A 23,751-nucleotide genomic window follows, 5' to 3' on the forward strand; every position below is an offset into this window, starting at 1 on the left:
AAGTTTGACTTGACCACCTGAACACTTAAAATACGGCATTTCTATATTTATATCTCCAGAATCATGTCAAACGATCAGTTAGAAACGCAAATTACGGAACTCGACAATTTGCCTGAGCATCGTGAAATTGTGACGTTTATGCGTCGTTCAGCTCCGCTCAATACTTCACAACGTACTGCTTTAGAAGATTATCGTGATTTAATTTTGGAATACCCTGTTGGTGATTTACGCCAGCATTTTGAACATCCTGAACGTCCATTAACCGTTGAAATCGGTTTTGGTATGGGCCGTTCTTTGGTGTTAATGGCAAAGGCCAATCCTGAACGTAATTTTGTCGGTATCGAAGTACATGTGCCTGGTATCGCACAGTGTGTCTATGAAGCAGGTATGGCAGGCTTAAAGAACCTGTTTGTACTGGATGCCGATGCAATCCAAGTATTACGTGAAATGCCAGATAACAGCATTAACTGCGTACAGCTGTATTTCCCAGATCCGTGGCAGAAGAAACGTCACTTTAAACGTCGTTTCGTAATTCATGAGCGTATGCAACTGGTCGAACAGAAGTTAGAACTTGGCGGTACCTTCCATTCAGCAACTGACTGGGAACCGTATGCAGAGTGGATGCTTGATATTTTAGATAATCGTCCAGATATGGAAAACTTGGCAGGCAAAGGTAATAGCTACCCTCGCCCAGAATGGCGTCCAGTGACCAAATTTGAACGTCGTGGTCTTGAATCTGGTCATAAGATTAATGATTTTATCTTTAAGAAAATTAAATAAGTCGATTTAGTTTTCAAAGGAAGCCACTAATTGTTTAGTGGCTTTTTTATACGCGCTTAACACAGCAACTTACCCATAATTCCAACTTAAGTAAGCTAATCCAGCCAGAAATGCGATAAAGATAATTGTCCCAACTAAACAGCCTAGGAACAAAATAATTTTTTCATTCGAAGTAAACACTAATGGTGCAAGATGGCGTTGTTTCCCTGTTGAGTCAAAAGGGTCATTACTATCAATCTGACATTCTTTTTCAATATGGGTAGGCCATTGAGGTATTTTTGAAAAATATACTCCCAAGCGTCTTAATAAAATGAGTAAGAATAAAGGAAAAGCAACTGTTGCTATTCCATTATCTCGTTCCGCAGGGCGGGTTTGCTGGATGATTTCTTCACCATCAAACTGCATATAAACACGTTCAAAACTTTCCTTAATGCTTTCTTTTCTATTATAAACATCAAAAAATTCTGGAATAGCCGCATCTATACTTTTTAGATCATCACCTTGCATATAGGCTTTAAAGAATGCCAAATGCTGATCAACCAATTCTTTTCCATATATTTTTGTAATAAAAGGGAAAATTATTTCTTCTTCTACAATATTATCCGCATTTACTAAACTTGCTCTTAACTCAATATCAAACCGCCCTTCTTGTACAGCAGAAAAACGTAAATCCTGCCAGTTTAGCTCAATGATTTTTTGTTGTTGAGGTGAAAAAGCATATACTTTCTGGGTTTTCCGATTAAAACGAATTGGATAATGGGTATAGCCAAATAAATCATACTTTGCCATCTTATAATTCGAATAGACTAAATAACCCAAACCAATCGTTAGACACGAAATTATGGCAATACTCCAATAAACTTGTTTAAAGTAAAGGCTATATATAGCAAATAAGAACATAGAGATCGTAAAAAATAATGCGGCCCACATAGGCAGTGCTAATGCTGTTACACGCCCACGGATAAACTCCCAACTATCCATGAGCTCCACAAAAGTAGAATTAAAACGAATAACCTGACGATGGGGATAAATTTGATCCGTTTTCAGGCTCTGTATATCAATTTCTCTTAGACGTAATCGGCCATTTTTATTAGGAATTCCAACCTCAAATGGTTGATTAAGTGTCGTAAACTTGGTTTCGTAGTCTTCTCTTAACATTTGATCTTATTCTTATCTATAGTTCCAACTTAAATAAGCCAATCCTGCCAGAAATGCGATAAAGATACTTGTTCCTAATAACCAACCTATAAATAAAATACATTTTTCAGCCGAAGTAAACACTAATGGTGCAAGGTGACGTTGTTTTCCTGTTGAGTCATAAGGGTCATTACTATCAATCTGACATTCTTGTTCAATATGAGTAGGCCATTGTGGTATTTTTGAAAAAAATATTCCAAGCCGTCGAACTAATATAGTTAAAGACCAAATAACTGCCATCATTGAGACACCAGAAATATCTTTTTTTGCTGGACGTGTTTGCATAGCTAATTCATTAAGCACATCATTTGACATGTAAACACGCTCAAAACTTTCTTTAAAAGTTTCTTTTCTGTTATAAATATCAAAAAATTCTGGAATAGCCGCATCTATACTTTTTAGATCATCACCTTGCATATAGGCTTTAAAGAATGCCAAATTTTGATCAATAAAATCATTATTATCAAATGAAATATATGGGAGAATTATTTCTTCTTCTACAATATTATCCTCATTTACTAAACTTGCTCTTAACTCAATATCATATCGTCCTTCTCGTACTGCAGAAAAACGTAAATCTCGCCAATTTAGCTCAATGATTTTTTGTTGTTGAGGTGAAAAAGCATATACTTTCTGGGTCTTACGGTTAAAGCGGATCGGATAATGAGTATAACCAAATAGATCATACTTCGCTATTTTATAATTCGAGTAAACTAAATAAACCAAACCAATCGTTAGGCACGAAATTATAGCAATACTCCAATAAACCTGTTTAAAATACAGGCTATATATAGCAAATAAAAACATAGAAATCGCAAAAAATAATGCGGCCCACATTGGAAGTGCTAATGCTGTTGCTCGTCCACGGATAAACTCCCAACTATCCATGGCCTCCACAAAAGTGGAATTAAATCGAATAACCTGACGATGGGGATAAAGCTGATCTGTTTTCAGGCTCTTTACATCAATTTCTCTTAGACGTAAACGTCCGTTTTTATTCGGAATCCCAACCTCAAATGGTTGATTAAGTGTCGTAAACTTGGTTTCGTAATCTTCCCTTAGCATTGATCGTTCATCATAAATACTTCCATCCGAAATACACTACTCCTACACAGAAGATAAAACCTATACCCAACTGAATAACTGCACTTAAAATGATCAACGAAATTTGTGATGCTTTAAACTTTAATGGAATCAAATGACGCTGTTTTCCTATCGAGTCATAAGGATCGTTACTCTCCACCTGACAGTCCTGTTTAATATTTACTGGCCAATTTGGGATTTTTGAAAATATTAATCCTAAACGCCTCAATAATAAATAAGGTAACCAAAAGGAAACATTCAAGGCAGCCGATAAAATATGTCGTTCATCTGGTCGAGTCTGTTGAACCTTTTCATTGATATCATGAAACATATAAACTCGTTCAAAACTTTCCTTAAAAGTTTCTTTCCTGTTATTAATATCAAAAAACTCTGGAATAGCTGCATCAATCCTTTTTAGATCATCACCTTGCATATAGGCTTTAAAAAAAGCTAAATGCTGATCAACTAATTCAGGTTGATATCTCGGTGCTCTAAACGGAAAAATGATTTCTTCTTCTACAACATTCTCTGCATTTACTAAACTTGCTCTTAACTCAATATCAAAATCATCTTTCACAGCCGAAAAACGTAACTCCTGCCAGTTTAGCTCAATGATTTTTTGTTGTTGAGGTGAAAAAGCATAAACTTTCTGGGTTTTCCGATTAAAACGAATTGGATAATGGGTATAGCCAAATAAATCATACTTCGCCATTTTATAATTCGAATAGACTAAATAACCTAAACCAATCGTTAAACATGAGAATACAGCTACACTCCAGTAAACTTGCTTAAAGTACAAGCTATACATAAAGAACAGGAACATAAAAATAGCAAAAAATAGTGCAGCCCACATCGGAAGCGCCAATGCAGTTGCACGTCCACGAATAAACTCCCAACTATCCATGACCTCTACAAAAGTAGAATTAAATCGAATCACCTGACGATGAGGATAAAGTTGATCCGTTTTTAGGCTTTTTATATCAATTTCTCTTAGACGTAATCGGCCATTTTTATTAGGAATTCCAACCTCAAATGGTTGATTAAGTGTCGTAAACTTGGTTTCGTAATCTTCTTTTAACATCAATTGTTACCCATAAATCTTTTCAAATTCAGTTTTTTCAACTGATTGAGACCAATTTTCACTTTTTTTGCCCCACGCCGATGCTTCCAGAAAATTACGTATTTCTCGCTCTTTCAACAGATCAATGCCATAACTAATAACAATCGATAAACCAATTAAAATTAAACCCCAATAGCCGCCACGTAATCCTAATAACAAACCCGAACTACGCAGAAAAGCATGTGTTGTAAAAAATACAACAAAAGCATTTATGCCATATAAAGTCATAATGACATACTGATCTTTTTTAAATGCCTCATATCCTTTAAATACTTCAACTGCAGCCAAAAGTACAGCCCCAACATATAATCCCCTAGTAGCCGACTTAGAAGTCCAACTCTTTAAAAAGTCCAATTTTGCATTTGCACCAACCTGAGCCATCTTCATTTCCAATTGCCGATCCATCACATCCGCAATATTGCCGAGAGTTGCTGCAATTACGCCAACAAAGTTCATCCCTGTTTGTACATTGACACCTGTTGCCACTCCTTGGGTTGCACTAATTAATGCCAACGACTGTAAACCAAACGCAAATACACCAAAACCAAAACCCGTACCTTGCCGAGCAAATACTTTTTGGCTTTGTCTCTCTAACTGGTTTAATTGTCTACTTTGCTCCAAAGCGCCAGCAACTTTGCTATCTGCTACAACTTGTCCAGAACCTCGCACTGCTCCATGCATGGCTTCACTGATTTGAGCCTGAGTCATATTGGGATTAATCTTGGCTAACTGTTGAGTATCCAGATGCAAGACCACATAAACTTTGGTCCGCATTTTTCCTAAACGGTGAAAATCTATGTCTGTATTAAAATTTTCCAGTAATGCTTTTTTTAAATTAACTTTAAAGGCATTTTTAGCGTTTTTCTTGGCTTGCCGGGATTCAGCCTCATCAAAGTTAATAGGCGAATCGCGCATAATTTGCTGAATAATATCGGTTAACTTTCCGGCATATGCTTTTGTTGTTAATGTTTTACCAGAAAACACCTCAAAGCTTTTCATTGCCACTGTTTTGGCAGCATCTGGGGTTTGATTAGCACGCCCATGAAATACACGTGCCACTGTGCCACCGATTTGTTCGGAAAAGATATCAATTTTTACTTTAATACTTTCTTTAATCGTTTTAACTTGTTCTTTATAATTGTCATGCTGCGTAATACTACTCTCATCAAAAAATTGTGTTCCCGCAAATGCTAAAGTCGTGATCTGATTTTTACCTAAAAAATCATTCACCGAGTTCACGGTATCCTGCAAGGTTTTAGAATCAAAGATAAAAGTTCTCAGCAGATAATTCTTCCGATTGCTATAATTCGCCTCTTGCAACAACTCTGCAAAATATTTCGAACATAGTTCCAAGGTATCCGCATTACCAACAATTCGGGAGTTAATCGTTATAAAATTACTCGCAGAAAATGGACTTTTATGATCAAAAGCATTCTCCATATAGTTCAATAAAGTATCTGACTTAAGCCACTCAATATAAAATTTGATGATTGGCTCAATTTCTGTTTTACCATAGCTGAGTATCTTTTCTGCTTGCTGCTCTAGCCAATCCTCCATGGCCTTTTGTTTGAGTTTATCGGAAAAACTATCCACCATTCCCAGAAAGCTTTTTTTATTCCATTCGTTCGCAAACTCCTCATTCACATCTTTGGTGAGTTTAATAATATCTTTTTCTTCAAAATCAAAGAAGTTTTCCATGTAATGTTGTCTTTTCAACATCATATTGTCATGGATTTTCTCAATACTCTTCTGAGCTTTCTCTGCTTGATTCTGAGTAGGAAACATAGGCACGTGAATATTGACTTTATCTTGTTCAGGAATACCTTCCAACATATGTTCAGCGCCATAGCGGAAACCGTATAGATTCCAGAGATCTGAATATTTTTCGCTGTGAATCTTTGCTTTAATCAAACCTTTGAGTTTGATAATTTGTAGCGCACTTTGATAAAGCCTTTCTTCCTCAGGCGTTCTAATCTTTTCTGCCAAATAATTAATAATAGACAGCGTATCTTCTAAAATTCCTACAGGATCATTAAAAACAATAACACGCTCTTTCGATGTTACATACGGAACAGCTGGAGCTGACTCATCAAACAATGGCTCTTTGGTTTTAGGATCTAATACAGGTTTATTATTTTTATCAGTCTTGATCGCCTGAAAGTTAAAAGTGCTTTTCCCAGTTTCATCGCTAAATTCATCTGTTTTATGAAACGGATATTTAGCGATATCTTTGATTAAATCCACTTCCCAAGGAACTAAGTTTTTGACCACCTCAATTTGATCTTGTGTGCTATTTTCAATACAAGACATATAATCAATATATGGGAGTTGGTAATCTGTTGGCTTGCTAACGTTGATCTGACTACATATCTTCTTACGTAAATTTTCATCAGTTTCAAATTGATTACAACTTTCGATGCTAAGTTGATGTCTTGAATAAAATAAATCGACAACGGGTGAAACATCTTTGTTTGGAAACAAATCAAGTAACATCGCATTAGAACTTGACTTTTGTTTACTGGTAACAGGATTTATAAAACAAGCATAGTCTTTGGCTTTAGGTTGAACCCCCATGCTATCTTTATCCATGGCACTGATAAAACCATTGGCATTGACATTGTAAGCATGTACATTCTCATCATTATATTGCCCTACACGCCATTCTTTGGCATAGGCATACAGATACCCTTCATTTAGTCTTCTATAGACATATTTTAAACCTTTAGGTAAAGCAGGTAATTTCTTCGCAAAAATATCTTTAATATTAAAATGATCAGAATTTTCAGTCTCTAAGGCGACAGCGATTCGAACAGGATAGAATGAGCCTAAACGCTCGCAAGTTTCACAACGATCATATCTATATTTTTCTGCAACAGTATTATCTGTCATTTCTCACCTCAAAAGCTAAATATTGTTTTTCCATAAAGTCCATTAAGGCTTGGAAATCAGCATTTTTTCTGGAAAACTCTTTTATCTTGGTATTAATTTGATCAAAATTTTTGAGCTGTATTCTAGACTGTTGAATAGATTGTTCAGAGCTAAGATCTAAAGCATTTATTTCAAAAGAATGCCCCATTAAATCAAATGACCATGTTTCAAAGATTGAACGATATCGTTTGAGCCAACGATTAATATCAGTATTTAAAATCTGGTTATCTCTTGACATATACAGGTGCACGAGTACCCTAGGATCGTAGAATCGAAACAATGTATTTTTATTTATGAGCATCAATTTTGTTAACTGTTCTGCCAAATCATCTAGCTCTAGATCAGTCTTGATCAGATTTTGCACCAAAGCCATCTGATCAAATTTATTGATATATTCAGTTTGTTCTAATAAATAAATATTTTCATAGTAATCTTGCAATAAAGCTGGGCTCATTGAATCAATACGTATCACAATTGGAGCAATCTGTTTTTCTTTAAAAACATTAATTGCTAAAATTTTATATTTAACTTTTTCATTCTCATAAATATCCAGTAAGCTTCTAAACAAGTACTGGTCATACAATATGTAATTAAATTTCTGAAAATCCTCAAAATTTAATTTACCCTTAATCATTTTATTCTCACGCTCGATTTACCGCTTGAAGCTGCGTCTTTCATCTTATATTCACAATCTTTTAATTCAGGTAAGTCCAAAATTGTTTCATTTATATTTTGTCCACCCATAAACAAATGTTGCCCCGCCTTCACCTCAAATTTGCCACTTGTGATAGGGAAAATACCTGAACCATCCAGCTTGATCTGAGAACCACCCGCAGTAATCACAATCTCTTTCGGACTAGTAATCTCAATACGATCTTCGGTAGAAATAATCTGAATGCCTTGCTTGGCAAGTAAATCTATTCCATCACCTTGAGCCTGAACTTCAAACTTACCCTTTGCAGCGACCTGTTTAATCCCATTCTGCGCGGCAAATAGACTGGCTTTACCACTAACATGCGCCACCAAATTCTTTTGCGTACTTAGATTAATACTGTCTCCTGCAAACTGATTGATCTGCCCATCTGCCGATAAATGAATATCTTCATTGGTACTCAGAGCAATCCCCTCAGGTGAACTGAGTAACAGCATTGCTTTATTAAACTTGGCAATATCAGATTCAATTTCATCAGCAAACGCTTTCAGTTGATCCAGTGATTCAATCTCATCGGTCTGCTGATTCTTAGCCACTTCGCTTAAGGCTTTGGCATTGTTTTGATTACCCTCAAGCTGCTGTTTAGCTACTTGGGCATCAAGATGCTGGCCTTGGGCTTGATCCTGTTTATGCGTGGAAAGTAGTAAGCCATCACCAGCACGCACGGCACCCCACTGGTCGGTGCGCAGTTCAAAACCTTCGCCGCGATCTTCACTTTCTGCTTTATCTTTGGGATGACTGAGTTTACCCAGATTGAGTTGACTGGCAGCATGACTACTTTGCAACTGGGCACTGATCTGCCCTGTGGTGTCATCAAAGCGCAGTTGGTTAAAACCTTCACCTTGATACTCTTTAGACTTAATTCCTGCCAGTTTCTTAGTGTCAGGCAGCTTGCCTGCATTATCAAACTTGGTTGGGCTACGATGGCCTTCATGGATACGTCCCACCACAAATGGACGGTCAATATTGCCATCAAAGAAGTCGATCACCACGATTTCATCAATACGGGGCAAGAAACGTGCGCCATAGCCTTCACCTGCCCAAGGGGTCAGTACATCCACCCAAGCAGAATCGGTGTCATTGTCATTGGCACCCGCACCACCATCATGGCTATGATCGTCATTACGGGTAAATAGGAAACGGACTTTAATTCGTCCCCATTCATCCACATAGATTTCTTCACCACTTGGCCCAACCACTTTGGCACGTTGTGGTGAGGCAGTTGGACGATGTTGTAATGGGTTAAATTCAGGAACGGTTTTAATGCTGCGGCGTTGCAATGTCAGTTGGTTGGCTTGGCGTTCGTCACTCTCTTTTATTTGCCAATTACTTTGTACTAATAGCTGATTGATCTGTTGATGCAGATCTTTAGGCAAATTATTTTGGTTATAAAAGTTTTTGCCTGTGATCAGGAATTCTTTATCACTGCCAGCGTGTTGATCTATTTCAGGGTGTTCAGCCAATTCAAACCAGTAACCGACATGCGTGTCACGGACGGTAGTATGGGCGGTAAATTGTTTGGATTGTAAGTCGTAGTATTGACCCAAGTTCCGATTCAGTTTTTCAATCTGTGAATTGCCCGATGCGGTTGCACCATCCTCCCCATTGAGGTCTTGCATCCACGCGGGTGAAAAATGCCATGCCTGCTCTAGTCCTAGGCTGGCATTGTCATATTGTTCACTGTGTTTATGGGTGCTTTGTACACTGCCTGCACCATCTTCTTGTTCCAGTGCATCGGCTTGCCAGCGTTGTACATGCACGCTGCTCGGTTGTAATGAACGTTGTCCGACCAAACTGGTCATGCTGTCGTATTGTTCGGTGGCACTACTACGGTGATAACGGATCTGTCGACGCTTTAAAGCTTGGTACTGGCTATTGTCGTCAATCAGACGTAATTTTTGCGGCTGAATCGCAGCACTGCTTTGCGGAACCGTTCGTTCAGCCTCATCAATGAGCCAGTTAATCGATTCGCTACGTAGCAAACGCGTCAGGAAGTCGTAGTCACTTTCCAAAGATTGCATGATAAAGGGACGAATGTCGTAGTCTTGGCTGAGTCCGCTTAAATCAAGTGTTAAGCTGGATGCAAATAAGGGACTTTTTTGTTGCCACTCTTTGAAGATGATTTCGACTACATCACGCACACTCTTGTTCATAAACACGCGGCTGTTACGGCGTTGCTTCCACAGTGCGGTGGGATCTTCTAAAGTCAGTTTATAGACAGTTAGGCTACCGTCTGATTGTCCTTGTAAGGCTTGAGTAATAATCCCTGTGACGCGAGTGAGTTGTCCCTGATCGGTCACGCTATCAATGGCCGCTTGGCTGCCGATGAACTGTTTCAGGGGAATAGTCGCATTAGTCGACAGGCAAATCAGTTCTGCCTTAAATCCATCATTCAGTTGATGCTGACCATCAATACGTTGTAGGAAGACTTGAGTATTTAAATTTTGATTGGAAAATTGAATATGAATTGCACGCTTTTGTGCAGTCAAACCTAAATTGTCTAAAGCTTGAAATATATTAACCAACATCTTTTTATATAAAATTAAATCAAATTTTAGCCATGGTATACAAAACAGACTGATTTGTCTATTTTGTATAATTATTGTTAAATCGATTTAATGATGGCGTTTTAAAATAGATTCACTGATAAGACCATAGATATTCTGCAAGTCTGGCCGATTAGAATCTGCTAATAATTGGCTATGCATACTTAATATATTTTGGTCGCCTCGCATCGCAGGGCCTGTCTGCATATCCTTGGGATGATTGGCTGTGGCTTTATTTGCGGTCTCTAAAATCAGTGGATAGAGCAAACTAAAATCAACCTGCTCAGCATCAACGATCTGCTTCGCCATGTCATAACAATAATTACTAAAATTGCAAGCAAATACCGCCGCCAAATGTAAGGTCAAACGTTGTGTAGAACTATATTGATAGACAGATTGGCTTAAACTGTTGGCTAATTCGGTTAATAAGGTTAAGTCCTGTTGCTGTACTGCCTCCACAAACAAAGGGGTATCTGCCCAATTCACATCCCTTTCCATACTAAAGGTTTGCAGAGGGTAGAACACACCCGCGCGTGGATGTCTCTGTTGCAGTACCGATAAAGCAGTACTTCCCGAAGTATGTACAATCAGATTTTCAGTGAGATGAGGCGCAATCGAATCAATCACGCTACGAATCGCCTGATCACTAACTGCGATAATCACCAAATCGGTTTGCGCATCCAACTGTTGCACATCGTCAATTGCTTGGGCATTGACTTGGTCTGCAAGGATCTGAGTATGTTGTAGATTCCGACTAAAGATTTGTACAATCTGATGCTGCAACTGCAATACTTTGGCCAAATGAGTTGCAACACGACCTGCTCCAATCAATGTAATTCGCATAATATTTATCTTAAAACCATCGCTGTGCTAAGCATGCCAATAAAAAAAGGACGAATCAATTCGTCCTTCTTGTTGTTGCTTACTTAATTGACATTATTGAGATAGACAATGCGCTCAATGGTACGTTGGGTGAAGCATTTGGTGTACTGCATCTCTTGATCTTGTTGACGCATCGCATCATTCCAATACCGTGATTGCTTTTGATAGGTTTCCAAATCTTTTTCTGGAATGTCAGATACATGCTTCTGAGCAAGCACCTTACAATCAACATCACGTTTTTCAAACCAATCAGACTGGTCTTGCTGCAACTGTGCTTTTTGCTCTGGACTAAACTTGTCCCAAGTTTGATTTAAGCGCTCAACCTGCTGTGCTTTTTCAGCATCCAACTCTTTTTTGCGAATATCCATTGCTTTTTGAGCCAAGCCCATTTGAGCCGATTCTTCTGCATCATATTGCTGCTGAGCTTGTTCATTGCTTTGTTCAATCAGGCGGTTTTCTTTTAAATAAGCCACATACTGTACGGCTTTTGTCGCCATAAAGACCACACCATCAATCACTGCATTTTGATCAGGAATATTAAACACTAAACCATCTTTGTCGGTCTTGGTAATATCATAGAAAAAGCTACCTTTAAGTTGATCATTTTCTAAGGTCAATGAATATTCATTATCGGCAAAATAATCACCTAAAGTACTTGCGCTATAATCGCCTTCACACTCTTCACAATTTTTTTGCTGCTCAGCATAAGCATTCTCCGCACGCTTTTGTAAACCTTTCGGGAATTGAACAATTAACTGACTTTCACAGCTCAATTGTGTTTTTGATGCTTGCTCGCCTTCTGCTGCATCTAAGGTACGCACATTTTTAATTTCGAATTTCAGACCTTTATTGATTTTGTCCAGAACATCATAGTCTGCCTGATACTGACTTTCTCTTAGACTACGCTCGATTTGTTTTAAATAATCTTTTTTGAGTGCCGCTTGAATATTATTCAAGTTATCTTGATTAGTACAACTCCACTCAGCGACTGCCGCATCCGTATTTTCAACTTTATCTTTCGGTTTGAACTTATCACACCCTGTTAATAACACTGCTGCGGTTAATGTTGTGAATATAAAAAACTTATTCATATTAGTGCTCTATTATCTTGTTTTTCGCGCGTATTCTACTCAATTTAAATCTATACTTTCGAGTCTTTTATTTGATTTTATTTAGGCGTTTGCGTTTAAAATCATATTCACTTAAATAAACAATTAAAATAAAAGGAGTTATTTTCTCAATAACTCCTTTAAAACTTCAACAAACCATCAATTAAGGAGTAATTGAAAACTCAATACGACGATTTTTAAAACGTCCTTCCTCAGTTGTATTATCTGCAACAGGGTTATCTGCACCATGTCCCACTGCTGTGAGTTGTGCCACATCCACGCCTTGACTAACTAAATAATCGACCACAGCCTGTGCACGTTTTTGTGACAGTGCTTTATTGCTATTGGCATTACCTGTTGAATCGGTATAGCCCGCAACAGTCAGTTTTGCATCTTTGCTATTTTTCATTAAGCCAGCGGCTTTATCCAAGATCGCTTTGTTTTCATCTGGAATCTGATTGGATCCGGTTGAGAAATTAATAATCTGTAGATTAAGTGCTTTAATTACGGCGTTAATATCAACCTGATTGGCATCAATACTTGCCAATGCATCCTGCGCTGCATTTAGACTATTGCTTACAGAATCTGCCGCACTTACGGGTGCTTCCACTACCACCTCGGTATTCGGCACCAATGCTTTGATCTTGCCCTGTAACTCATTGAGTTTAGCTGTATCAGTACCTTTTAATGTGATCTTATCACCCACCCACTCCAAGGAAACATTTGGAACCCCTTTAAGCAATCCCAATACACCCGCAAGTCCTGCTTGATCGGTAAACTTGCCTGCATGTGTTGCAGCCGTACCTGCAGTATCTACCGTACAGTCCTGACTGGAAGAAAAAACTTCTTTGACTTTGGCCTGAATGCTGGCCAAAAATCCTTGATCACCAACCATTACTTGGCACTGTGCAACATCACCATTGGCATCGGTGGTTAATGCCAAACTCGTTGGGGCAATGACTGTACCGACTTGTGATGCAGGTGAATCCTCATTATTTACAGGTACTTCCATTTGTTTATGTTGACATGCCTTCCATAACCATGCGACTAGAAGTGCCAAAATAATCAGTGCGACTATCGGTAGCCAAGCACGTGATTTACTTCCTGTCGTCGCAGTTGCGCTGGCGAAACTCGTTGTTGAGGCCGTAGCACCCGAAACCAGTCCTAAAGGCGCAAGCAAACCTACCGCCCATGCAGGTAACAAAGCACGAATTGAATCGGCATGCTGTTTTAAATAATTGACAATACTTTGGGTATCATTGCCTGCTTCACTGGTTAAAGCAGCCAAGCTGATCGGAATCGACTGATTTAAGGTTTGTTCTGCTTCAGCTGTGGGAAGCTGACCGCCAGCAAGATTGGATAATAATGCATTTTTAACTTGATCATTATGACCAAATAAATCGAATAAAGAAGGTGAAATCGACTCTTTTAGTTTCTGAATCAATTCAGGCTTTGCAGCTAAAATCGAAAGAAAAATCGGGTAAAATTTAGATAACAGCGCACTTTTTTCGTTCGCCAAACCGTCTTGACCACTCACAAGCACAGAAGTCACTTTCTGCTTTAACAGTTCTATTGGGTTTATTGACATTGTTATTCACTCCAACACATTAAATTTATAATATTCAGATCGCTTAAGAAAAATGCGAAGCACAAGCAAACTGATGCTTTTTCATTCTAAACATTTGTGTGTTTTTTATTCGTTTTTATATCATTTAAATACAATACTTACATCACACTTTACAAAGCATATTTCTGCCATTCCTGTACTTGACACGGATCCACTTACGGAATGATCAAGCACAATCTTATCAAAGCGGTAGATTTTACTTACTTAGATGATAAAGAAAGAGCAAAGAAAAGCTGGCAAAAATCAAAGTTAAAAAAGGAAATAATTTATAGGATTTCTTTTCAATTGACTCTTCTACAGGTGCTATAACTTCTTCCAATACGGGCTCAGGTTCAGGAACTTCATTCAAGTGTCGCAATACCTCATCTGACCAGTTGGGCAATAAGGCATGAATAGACTGTTTATGTTCTCGGAGATAATGAATAATGCTGATCGCATCATTACCGACCTCATTTGAAAGCACAGCTAAGCTTTTAGGAATGGCTCGATTTAATGTAATTTCAACTTCAGCCACAGCAACTTTGCCTGCTGCCAATCTCAATAACAATTCATTTTTTACACGTTCATTTTGCTCTAATAAATCAAAAATAGAAGGTGTCAATTTTTCTTTTAATTGATCAACCAATTCAGGCTTATCTAAAAAACGATGTAAGAAAATAGGGTAAAATCTTGATAAAACATCATTTTTTTCATTTACTAAGCAAGTTTGATCATTGACAATGATAGAGGATACTCTTTGCTTAAGTAATTCCATTGGGTTAATAGCCATATGATTTAGCTCCAATTCTTTAAATTGTTTATTTCTCATTTTTTATAATTTTATGTAAAGCACATCTCATTTATTTTGCTACTTTAATCTAATTTTTCTATTTTTATCAGCTTTGTAAAATTTAAATACAATATCTACATCACAGTTTACAAAGCAGAATAAGACTTGATCACCTTATTCTGCTGTTTTCATCTCATTTATGCGAAGGTGCTCAGCACCTTACCAGTCAGTTGTTGACCCAGTAATGGCGTATTTTTACCTTGGGATAAGATGCTGTCTTTAGACACAGTCCACTGTAATTCTGGATCAATTAAAACCCAACCCGCTTCTTGCAACCAACGATCAGTCATATTGGCGACTTGTGCTGGTATAGAGGTCACTTTCGCCACCCATTCCAAAGGCTCAAACACACCTTCTTGAATCAATTGCACACCTAAACCCACATAGGTATCAAAAGCAGTAATCCCTGGCTGTGTTTCAGCAAATGGAGCCATTTTTGCCGAGCTACTAAGTGGTTCATGATGCGTACAAATTGCATCAATCACCCCTTCTTTCACCCCTTGACGCAATAAGGCTTTATCTTGCTCAGAACGTAGCGGTGGACGTACATGTGCAAGCGAGTTAAAACCATCGGTCAGTTGCTCAGTCAGATGCAATTGATGCATGGCAACATCAGCAGTCACAGGTAAGCCTTTGGCTTTTGCTGCGCGAATCAAATCAACCGAAGCACCACTAGACAGTAAACCAAAGTGTGCTTTCACGCCTGTTGCTTCAATCATGATCAAGTATTTGGCAATCGCAACGGTTTCGGCAATCGCAGGGATCATCGGTAAACCTTGGCGAGAAGCAATAAAGCCTTCATGCGCACAGCCATCTTTGGCAATCTGGGGTTCTTCGGCATAGAACACCACGGTCAAGCCCAGACCTGCTGCATATTCCAGAGTACGAATCACCACATCATCATTTTCAAAGCTTGCATTGGCATTTGAAACAGCCGTACATCCACCTTTCTTCAACCCCGCCATATTGGCAGGTTGCTTGCCATTCAGACCTTGGGTCTGCGCACCAATAATTTGCAGGTAAATGCCGCCATCCAATTGTGCTTTTTCGATCAAGCCATGAATCAAAGCACCGTTATCCTGCACAATTGGTTTTGAATCAGGTGGTGTCATCACATGCAAAATACCATTGGCACGTGCTGCTTTACCTTCGGACTTTAAGGTTCCATGCTGTTGTTGCCCTGGTTCACGTAAACGTGCACAAAGATCAACCATGGTTGGCATTAACCATTTGCCTTGACCATCAATAGTTTCATTGACTTGATCTACTGCATCAACCAACTTGCCATTTTCGATATAAACCGTTTTTACTTGATCAGTTTTTTGAATTGGATCGAGCACACGGACATTTTCAATTTTTACAATACTCATGTGATCTATCCCCTTACAGCGCAATCGCTTCAATTAAACCTTGTTCTTGTAACTGCCCTTGCATTGCGAGTGCCAACACTGCCATACGAACTGCAATCCCGTTGGTAACTTGCTTCAAAATGACAGATTGATCACCATCGGCAACGCTTGAGTCAATTTCAACTCCACGGTTCATTGGGCCTGGATGCATCACGATACAATCAGGCTTTGCCAAAGCTAAACGCTCTTTGTTTAAACCGTACATTTTGTAGAATTCGGCTTGTGAAGATAGAGCTGGTGAATCAATACGTTCATTTTGAATGCGTAAGGCAATAATCACATCGCAATCTTTTACCCCTTCATCCATTTTGTTAAACAGACGCACATGTTCGCCATATTCATTAAAGCCGACTGGCAACAGGGTATTGGGTGCAATCACGCGAATATCTTTGCAGCCCAATGTTTGCAATGCCGCTACATTCGAACGTGCAACACGTGAATGCTTGATATCACCGATAATCGCCACTGTTAAATCTTCAAATGGCTTCTTGGTTTCGCGACGAATCGTCAACATATCCAGCATGGCTTGGGTAGGATGCGCATGGCGACCATCACCCGCATTGATAATGGCAACTTTAGGGCAAACATCTTTGGCAATAAAGTGTGCTGCACCAGAGGAAGAATGACGTACCACGAAGATATCCGCCGCCATCGCTTCCAAATTCCAGAGCGTATCACGCAAAGTTTCACCTTTAGAGGTACTTGAACGTGCAATATCAATATTCAAGACATTGGCAGACAAACGTTTTGCCGCGGCCTCAAAAGTAGTACGGGTACGAGTGGAGTTTTCAAAGAAAAGATTCATCACCGTCAGCCCTTCAAGCAACGGGCGATTGATCAAATTATTATTTTCATCTAAGAAGCTTTGCGCTGTATCTAGAATCTTGGTTAAGGTTTCTTTGGAAAGACCTTCAATTGTTAAAAAGTGCTTGAGATTTCCTTGTTGATTGAGCTGGATCTGACTCAAAGTATGCAATGCCGCCAAGTGCATAAGAGATTCCTAACACGTTAAGTTAACGCATTATACAGACTTTGGATTTCATTCGCAGTTGAACTTTTCAACACTTAAAAAAAAATCTTTTAGATTTTTTTCTTCATCTTATTTTTTGAGTGGGTGCAGCGAAGATGACAGCTATACTCTAAATATTGCATTCGAATCCTCTATCTAGCCAATATAAATAAGGATGTAAACACCATGGCTACACCTTTTACTCATTCTCTATTTTTGAATGACTGATAATCTATCTCAATGCACCAATATAGTGATGATGCACTTGAGCTTGATAGATCTCTTCTTCGGTCACTTCCATTGAATAGCTTTCTAAAACTTCGACAGCTTGCTTTTTCTCCTCAACTTTTACTTCGGTCACCAATGCCGCAGATTCTGGATACAAATCAACCAACGGGCTTAAACGAAGTACAAAACGTTCCAATTCTGGGTCTTGTGTTGCCAAGGCAAGCTCAAGTATATGCTTGGCATAATCTTTATTATTGACTAGATACATCACATCGATCACACGACCACAGACACGTCTTAAACGGACATACATTTGAGTTGCAATCGTAAAAGCTTCGGCATTGACCACGACTTCATTTTTCATGCTTTCTTTCATAACATCCCCACAGCCATCAAATTAAAATTCTTAAATTTCATCAGCTTTAAGTCAAATAGTTCACTGATGTGCTACAAATTTAAAAGCAAAAGTTGTACCAACTATTCAAACAATCGAGCATAAATAATGAATTACATCACACTAAAAACAATTAAGACCAAGAACAATTCATCAAAAAAAAGTGATGAATCGCTGATAAAGCTAACAATCAAACAAATATGCACCGACAGAACAAACAAAAATCAGTTAAAATAGCCAATTGCTAAAAATGTTTTGGAAATTTGAATGAACGCTAAACCACGTCTAACAGACTATTGGGTCACCTGTGCGGACGGGCTTGAAACCTTATTACAACAAGAGCTTGAAGATTTAGGCATTCAAAATATCCAACGTTTTGCAGGACGATTGGTTTTTAAAGGCACACTCGAAAATGCATATCGCGTTTGTATGTGGTCTCGCCTTGCTTCTCGAGTACTTTTGCCGATTCATACGCATGAACTAGAGCATACGCATGACGCACGTGATGTAGCAGAAGAACTCTATGAAGGTGCAATTAGCTTTGATTGGTCACTCATTTTTGCGCCACAAAGTACCTTTGCAGTGCGCTTGCATGTGGAACGCGAAATTAAGGTTAATACGCAATTTGCAACCTTACGTGTGAAAGACGGCGTGGTCGATTCCTTTATGGAAGCGGTTGGAAAACGTCCAAGTATTGATATTAAACAACCTGAGATTACACTCTACGTTTTAGCAGGTAAGACAGAACATACCTATTGCTTAGATTTATCAGGCGATTCTTTGCATAAACGTGGTTACCGTCGTTTTATGACGGATGCCCCCATCAAAGAAAACTTGGCAGCCGCAATTCTACAAAAAGCTCAACTTGCGCAATATCAGCCCGATATTATTCTTGACCCAATGTGTGGTTCAGGCACATTCATTATCGAATCTTTATTAATTTTAACTGATCGTGCACCCGGTTTAGTTCGTCGCTTTGGTTTCAATGGCTGGCATGGACATGACCGTGATCTGTGGTTATCACTCAAAGCAGAAGCAGCAGAACGCCATGAAAAGGCTTTAGAGCAGCCTCTACCTAAATTTTATGCCTACGATGCGGATTGGGAAGCGGTTAAAGCCACTCGCCAAAACATCATTGCTGCTGGGTTTGAAAAATTACTTGATCAGATCCAAATTGAAGAACGTACTTTAGCAGATTGGGATGACTTCCAAGCTGAAGGGAAAAAAGCCTTTATTGTAACCAACCCGCCGTATGGAGAGCGATTAGGTGATAAAGCATCGAACCGTTCTTTATACCTTGGTCTATCTGCTTTATTACAAAAAAATTTCCCAAATCAACGTGCTGCTATTATTGCCGCACAGATTGAGCAAGCAGACGTACTGGCATTTAATGATCCACAAACCTTACGTTTGATGAATGGTAAACTGCCCATTTATACCCGTTTTGGTACAGTCAAACCTGCAACAGTGACACACCCTTTCCTTGCCACTTGGCAACCACAACAATTTGAGAAAATTGAAGGTGCCGAAGACTTTACCAATCGTTTGCAAAAAAATATGCAAACATTGAAAAAATGGGCAGTCAAAGAAAATGTATTCTGCTTGCGTTTATATGATGCAGACTTGCCTGACTTTAACGTTGCAGTCGATTTATATGGAGATCGTTTGCATGTTCAAGAATACGCACCACCAAAAACCATTGATCCAGAAAAAGCAAAAAAACGCTTTAACTTAGCGCTTGCAGCGATTCGTGCTGTGACTGGTTTAGGTCGTGACGCCATCTTTATTAAAACGCGTGCAAAACAAGCGGGTGCAAACCAGTACACCAAACAGAGTACTGCTTCTAAACGTTTTATCGTTCAGGAAGGCAAAGCACGTATCTTGGTGAATTTGACTGATTATTTGGATACCGGTTTATTCTTGGACCATCGTCAGATGCGTTTAAGAATTGCCAAAGAAGCTCGTGGCAAACACTTCCTCAACCTATATAGCTATACTTCAACAGCAAGCCTACACGCCGCGCTAGGTGGTGCAGCCAGTACGACGAGTGTGGATTTATCTAATACTTACTTGAACTGGTCTAAAGAAAACTTCGTACTCAATGGTTTGACTGTAGACCATGCTGATGAACAACATATGTTCTTTGCCAGCGATTGCTTCGAATGGTTAAAAGAAGGTCATGAACAATATGATTTGATCTTCATTGATCCACCAACCTTCTCGAATTCGAAAAAGTTCTATGGAACCTTTGACGTACAACGTGACCATGTTTCTCTGCTTAAACGTGCAATGAATCGTTTAACCAGCGATGGTACTTTATACTTCTCAAATAACTATCGAGGCTTTGAGTTGGACGAAGAAATCGAGGCGATGTATCAAGTTGAAGAAATCACCTCTGAAACCATTGGTCTAGATTTTAAACGTAATCAAAAAATTCACCGTGCTTGGAAAATCCAACACCCTGCTATTTAATCACTAGCTCGGCTTTTACGTCATCGTTATAAGTCACATGAACATTACCTGACTCGAACTCATAAATCATGTAGCGATCAGGTGGTTGTTCATGTGGTTTGATCGTAGCCGATCTCTTATCTCTAGGGTCAACAGCCAACACTTTCTTCTGCTCTTCGTGAGGAGACAAAACACCTCCTAAGATGGTGCTCACACGAATTTCACCTAAGTACTTATCACTCAAGAGTCGTTGTGAGCGCCAGCGCTCTTCTTCAGGTTTTAAGGCATCTTGTTGCGCTTTAATGAGAATACTGGGAAGTGCATTGTTCAACATAGCAGTTTGTAAGGCGAGCGTCCCCTCACTCAATGGTTGTGCGGCATGCACCATTGAAGATAAGGCAGTCATCAACAAAATTACACAAGCATTTGTGCAATGATGTCTGTTCTTTTCCATTGCAATTCATCCTGAATTTTTTTCTTATTTGTTCCGAAACTATCAAGTTTTTCACAAAGTCGCAATGTTATTGGTAATATTCCTGCATAAATCTGACCAGTTGCACTGATACAAAAAAAGATGGTGATCTTCATCACCATCTTTTTAGCCAAACGTTCAAATTTCGTTTAACTTAGTTTCAACTTATCAAATACCAGATGACCACTTTCACCTTTGATCAAAATGTTATCTCCTGGTTGGAACTCGCCAGACAGGATTTTCTGAGCCAAGTTATTTTCCACTTGCTGCTGGATCGCACGTTTTAATGGTCGCGCACCGTATACTGGGTCGAAACCAGCATCGATCAATAGATCAAAAGCAGTATCATCCACAGTTAAGCCCATATCGCGATCGCTCAAGCGTGAACGTAAACGGTCTAACTGAATATCCGCAATACCACGAATCTGCGCCTTTTGCAGTGAATGGAAAATCACCAGTTCATCAATACGGTTTATAAACTCTGGACGGAAATGCTGTGTAACAGCATTCATGACCACAGTACGCACCTCATCATCGGTCGCTCCTTCACCCAGTTCACGTACATCCTGTGAACCTAAGTTCGAAGTCATCACAATAACGGTATTCTTAAAGTCGATCACACGACCTTGCGAGTCCGTTAAGCGCCCATCATCTAACACTTGTAGCAGGATATTAAATACATCTGGATGGGCTTTTTCCACCTCATCAAATAACACCACGCTGTAAGGTTTACGGCGTACTGCTTCAGTGAGCACGCCACCTTCTTCATAACCCACATAGCCCGGAGGTGCGCCCACCAAACGACTGACGGAGTGCTTTTCCATAAATTCGGACATATCAATACGAATCATCGCGTCATCACTGTCAAACAAGAAGTTAGCCAATGCTTTGGTCAACTCAGTTTTACCCACACCTGTTGGCCCAAGGAACAAGAATGAACCACTTGGACGATTCGGATCCGATAAACCCGCACGTGAACGACGGACTGCATTAGAAACTGCAACCACCGCTTCATCTTGTCCAACCACACGATTATGTAAGAACTCTTCCATATTCAGCAATTTTTCACGCTCACCTTGTAGCATTTTCGCCACAGGAATGCCTGTTGCCGCACTGACCACTTCTGCAATTTCGTTTTCAGTGACTTTGGTACGAATCAGCTTCGGTTCCTCATTTTCCTCAGCAACCTCGGCTTGTTCCAAACGTTTCTGTAACTCTGGAATCACGCCATACTGCAAACGCGCTGCTTCTGCCAAATCACCTTCGCGTTTAGCTTTTTCTAAAGCAACACGGGCCTGATCGAGTTCAACTTGTGCTTTCTTATCCCCTTCAACCAGGGTTTTTTCAGCTTTCCAGATTTCTTCCAGATCGTTGTACTCTTTTTGCTTTTCAGCAATTTGATGCTCAAGATGATTGACCTCAGCTTTACTGCCAGCATCTTCATCTTTTTTCACCGCTTCCAATTGCATTTTCAACTGGATTAAACGGCGATCAAGTTTATCCAAAGCCTCTGGCTTGGAGTCGATTTCCATTTTGATTCGGGATGCCGCCTCATCAATCAAATCAATGGCCTTATCGGGTAATTGACGATCAGTGATATAACGATGTGACATCTTCGCCGCTGCAATAATGGCAGAGTCTAAAATTTGCACCCCATGATGAGTCGCATATTTTTCTTTTAGACCACGCAAGATCGCAATCGTGTCTTCTACACTCGGCTCATCAACCAATACCTTTTGGAAACGACGTTCAAGCGCCGCATCTTTCTCGATATATTGACGGTATTCATCTAAGGTCGTCGCACCGACACAACGTAATTCACCACGCGCTAAAGCAGGTTTTAACATGTTGCCTGCATCCATTGCGCCGTCACCTTTACCTGCACCAACGAGCGTATGCAACTCATCAATAAACAGAATGATCTCACCTTCATGTTTCGCCAAGTCTTTGAGCACTGCTTTTAGACGTTCTTCAAACTCACCGCGATATTTTGCTCCCGCGAGTAATGAACCCAAGTCTAATGACAAGACACGTTTGTTCTTCAAGCCTTCAGGTACTTCGCCATTGACGATACGTTGTGCCAAACCTTCAACAATTGCAGTTTTACCCACCCCAGGTTCACCAATCAATACTGGGTTATTTTTAGTTCGACGTGAGAGAACCTGAATGGTACGGCGAATTTCATCATCACGACCAATCACAGGATCAAGCTTGCCTGCTAAAGCACGCTCTGTTAAATCAATCGTATATTTATTAAGTGAGTCACGTTGATCTTCGTGATTATTGCTCATGACTTTGTCATTTCCTCGAATATTTTCAATTACTTTACGTAAGCTTTCAGGTGTTACACCTACGCTATTTAATATTGTTTTGGTTTCACCCGTTTCAGCCAAACCTAACAGCACCCAATCAGTCGACAGAAACTCATCTCCTGCTTTTTGCGCGTAGCGGTCAGCTAAATTCAATGCCTTTACCGCTTCAGGATTCAGATTAATATCACCTGTCGGATTTGCCAAAGTCGGTGCATTTTGCACTGCTTGGTCAAGCTTCTGTTTTAACTCAGGTAAACGTGCACCCGCTTGTTGCAATAAACTCAGATTGGCTGGTTCCTCAAGTAAAGTGGATAGGATATGAACACCTGCAATCGAAGTGTGATCCTTACCCATGGCCAATGATTGTGCATCTGAGAGTGCTTGCTGTAAGCGGTTTGTAAATTTTTCAAATCGCATTCTTGTTATTCCTCACAACAAATTTTTAACTTATCACTTAGATGGGAACGCTTTTTAAAATTTCAAATAAAATTTATATATTTTTCAATATTTTATAAAAATATGAATGCATAAAACTCAGTATTAATATGGGTGTATAAACAATCTATTTCAAGTATCTTTTGTATAATTTTTCTGTCTATTCTGTTTTGCACAAAATCCTTATTGTGATTTTAAGGTGAACGTTTTAGCTTAAGGCTTTGCTTC

18 protein-coding genes are annotated in these 23,751 nt (G+C 39.3%); 2 read left to right on the forward strand and 16 right to left on the reverse strand.

Annotation, left to right across the window (positions count from 1 at the left end; all coding sequences use genetic code 11):
* Window positions 1-63: 63 nt before the first annotated feature.
* On the forward strand, window positions 64-780 hold the full coding sequence (gene trmB / locus F993_RS10505) for a tRNA (guanosine(46)-N7)-methyltransferase TrmB (RefSeq protein WP_004654068.1): 717 nt from the start codon (window positions 64-66) through the stop codon (window positions 778-780).
* Window positions 781-849: 69 nt separating this feature from the next.
* Here trmB and F993_RS10500 read toward each other — a convergent pair whose 3' ends face one another.
* The 13 genes from F993_RS10500 to F993_RS10440 all read right to left on the reverse strand — a co-directional run bounded on the left by F993_RS10500 (window position 850) and on the right by F993_RS10440 (window position 17,835).
* Window positions 850-1,938, reverse strand: a complete 1,089-nt coding sequence (locus F993_RS10500; RefSeq protein WP_004654069.1) for a DUF6708 domain-containing protein — start codon at window positions 1,936-1,938, stop codon at window positions 850-852.
* Window positions 1,939-1,950: 12 nt separating this feature from the next.
* Window positions 1,951-3,042 carry a DUF6708 domain-containing protein gene (locus F993_RS10495; protein ID WP_004654071.1) on the reverse strand — a complete coding sequence of 364 codons (1,092 nt, stop codon included), beginning with the start codon at window positions 3,040-3,042 and terminating at the stop codon, window positions 1,951-1,953.
* Between the two features lie 10 nt (window positions 3,043-3,052).
* Window positions 3,053-4,141 (reverse strand): DUF6708 domain-containing protein, encoded by a 1,089-nt coding sequence (locus F993_RS10490; RefSeq protein WP_004654073.1) that lies wholly within the window; start codon window positions 4,139-4,141, stop codon window positions 3,053-3,055.
* A gap of 6 nt (window positions 4,142-4,147) precedes the next feature.
* The gene (locus F993_RS10485; protein WP_004654075.1) at window positions 4,148-7,069 is read right to left on the reverse strand and encodes a T6SS effector BTH_I2691 family protein; all 2,922 of its coding nucleotides are present in this window, start codon (window positions 7,067-7,069) and stop codon (window positions 4,148-4,150) included.
* Window positions 7,059-7,742, reverse strand: coding sequence for a DUF4123 domain-containing protein (locus tag F993_RS10480; RefSeq protein WP_004654077.1), 684 nt, complete (start codon window positions 7,740-7,742; stop codon window positions 7,059-7,061). The genes F993_RS10485 and F993_RS10480 overlap by 11 nt, the downstream gene beginning before the upstream one ends.
* Window positions 7,739-10,348, reverse strand: coding sequence for a type VI secretion system Vgr family protein (locus F993_RS10475; protein ID WP_004654078.1), 2,610 nt, complete (start codon window positions 10,346-10,348; stop codon window positions 7,739-7,741). The genes F993_RS10480 and F993_RS10475 overlap by 4 nt, the downstream gene beginning before the upstream one ends.
* Window positions 10,349-10,435: 87 nt before the next feature.
* Window positions 10,436-11,209: a Rossmann-like and DUF2520 domain-containing protein gene (locus tag F993_RS10470; protein WP_004654080.1), complete on the reverse strand. Its 774-nt coding sequence runs from the start codon at window positions 11,207-11,209 to the stop codon at window positions 10,436-10,438.
* An 83-nt stretch (window positions 11,210-11,292) separates the two neighbouring features.
* Window positions 11,293-12,339 carry a hypothetical protein gene (locus tag F993_RS10465; protein WP_004654082.1) on the reverse strand — a complete coding sequence of 349 codons (1,047 nt, stop codon included), beginning with the start codon at window positions 12,337-12,339 and terminating at the stop codon, window positions 11,293-11,295.
* Between the two features lie 181 nt (window positions 12,340-12,520).
* Entirely contained in the window at window positions 12,521-13,945 is a 1,425-nt protein-coding gene (locus tag F993_RS10460) for an OmpA family protein (protein ID WP_004654084.1), read from the reverse strand.
* Between the two features lie 235 nt (window positions 13,946-14,180).
* Window positions 14,181-14,753, reverse strand: a complete 573-nt coding sequence (locus F993_RS10455) for a hypothetical protein (protein WP_004654085.1) — start codon at window positions 14,751-14,753, stop codon at window positions 14,181-14,183.
* A gap of 197 nt (window positions 14,754-14,950) precedes the next feature.
* Window positions 14,951-16,183, reverse strand: coding sequence for a dihydroorotase (locus tag F993_RS10450; RefSeq protein WP_004654087.1), 1,233 nt, complete (start codon window positions 16,181-16,183; stop codon window positions 14,951-14,953).
* A gap of 13 nt (window positions 16,184-16,196) precedes the next feature.
* The gene (locus F993_RS10445) at window positions 16,197-17,213 is read right to left on the reverse strand and encodes an aspartate carbamoyltransferase catalytic subunit (protein WP_004654089.1); all 1,017 of its coding nucleotides are present in this window, start codon (window positions 17,211-17,213) and stop codon (window positions 16,197-16,199) included.
* A 250-nt stretch (window positions 17,214-17,463) separates the two neighbouring features.
* A complete protein-coding gene (locus tag F993_RS10440) occupies window positions 17,464-17,835 on the reverse strand; it encodes a hypothetical protein (protein WP_004654090.1) in 372 nt (123 codons plus the stop codon).
* A 285-nt stretch (window positions 17,836-18,120) separates the two neighbouring features.
* On the opposite strand from F993_RS10440, the gene rlmKL reads away from it, so the two are divergent.
* Window positions 18,121-20,325: a bifunctional 23S rRNA (guanine(2069)-N(7))-methyltransferase RlmK/23S rRNA (guanine(2445)-N(2))-methyltransferase RlmL gene (rlmKL, locus tag F993_RS10435; RefSeq protein ID WP_004654093.1), complete on the forward strand. Its 2,205-nt coding sequence runs from the start codon at window positions 18,121-18,123 to the stop codon at window positions 20,323-20,325.
* On the opposite strand, the gene F993_RS10430 is transcribed toward rlmKL, so the two are convergent.
* The 3 genes from F993_RS10430 to clpB are packed head-to-tail and all read right to left on the reverse strand — an operon-like array spanning window position 20,318 to window position 23,505.
* Window positions 20,318-20,758, reverse strand: coding sequence for a hypothetical protein (locus F993_RS10430; RefSeq protein WP_004654095.1), 441 nt, complete (start codon window positions 20,756-20,758; stop codon window positions 20,318-20,320). The two genes, rlmKL and F993_RS10430, sit on opposite strands and share 8 nt — an antisense overlap.
* Window positions 20,719-20,898: a hypothetical protein gene (locus tag F993_RS20510; RefSeq protein ID WP_167353052.1), complete on the reverse strand. Its 180-nt coding sequence runs from the start codon at window positions 20,896-20,898 to the stop codon at window positions 20,719-20,721. The genes F993_RS10430 and F993_RS20510 overlap by 40 nt, the downstream gene beginning before the upstream one ends.
* Before the next feature lie 27 nt (window positions 20,899-20,925).
* On the reverse strand, window positions 20,926-23,505 hold the full coding sequence (gene clpB, locus F993_RS10425) for an ATP-dependent chaperone ClpB (RefSeq protein ID WP_004654096.1): 2,580 nt from the start codon (window positions 23,503-23,505) through the stop codon (window positions 20,926-20,928).
* Between the last annotated feature and the right edge of the window lie 246 nt (window positions 23,506-23,751).

It is taken from the genome of Acinetobacter proteolyticus, from assembly GCF_000367945.1.
Classification (GTDB): Bacteria; Pseudomonadota; Gammaproteobacteria; order Pseudomonadales; family Moraxellaceae; genus Acinetobacter; species Acinetobacter proteolyticus.